Source organism: Oleiphilus sp. HI0123, assembly GCF_001635315.1.
The window spans coordinates 1-705 of sequence record NZ_LWGE01000425.1; the positions used below are offsets into that span (position 1 = coordinate 1).

Below are 705 nucleotides of genomic sequence, written 5' to 3' on the forward strand. Positions count from 1 at the left end.
AAATTGAGATCGAAGCCATACCTGTCCCGGAAATAGCTGGTGACAAAGTCTCTTCTTATTTGAGCGGAAGCCTGTTAATGGATCTCATTCCAAGTGATCAAGAAGAAGCTATTGGCATTCAGGTTAAAGAACTGAGCAATAATTCGATCGCTAAACGAGTAGGCTTTGAGCAAGGGGATATAATCTTCGCGGTCAACCGAAGCAGGATTAGAAATATTGCAGAGCTTAAGTCTTATTTGAGGCAGCGAAATGTGCAGGCATTTCGCATCCGACGAGGATACGAAGACCTGATTCTCTATGTTCGCTAGCAATTAAAAGAATAAATCCCCGAGCCGCAGTTCAGGCCGCCTGCTGTAAGGCCCGGAGATTGTAAACGGTAAACAATAGAAGGCTAGGTTTTCTACCCGGCCTTCTTCTTTAACAACCAGCTTGGCTTCTTCATACCAATCTTTGCGAAGCCCTCATTTAGCGTCATCGGATGCGCTAGTTCCATATAATCAGAGAGCTTCATTTTAATCACTTCGTGGTGATTTCCTGCTCTAAAGGCAATATCACCGGTTTCATCGAACCCTTCATACATATAGATGGGGACATCATATAAATTGCCGAATGGTGGCATAGCACCCACTTCGCATGATGGGAAACGGTCTTTAAATTCATCTTCTGTTGCCAGGGCGACCAGCTCGGTTCCCATGGCTCTCATAA

Annotated in this window: 2 protein-coding genes; one reads left to right on the top strand and one right to left on the bottom strand. The window is 44.8% G+C overall.

Annotated elements, in window-relative coordinates; genetic code table 11:
* The coding region (locus A3761_RS04050) for a PDZ domain-containing protein (RefSeq protein WP_197472804.1) at window positions 1–308 on the top strand (308 nt) is incomplete at its 5' end.
* A 92-nt stretch (window positions 309–400) separates the two neighbouring features.
* On the opposite strand, the gene A3761_RS04055 is transcribed toward A3761_RS04050, so the two are convergent.
* Window positions 401–705, bottom strand: a 305-nt coding sequence (locus A3761_RS04055) for a YbaK/EbsC family protein (RefSeq protein ID WP_068749862.1), incomplete at its 5' end; no start/stop codon positions are given.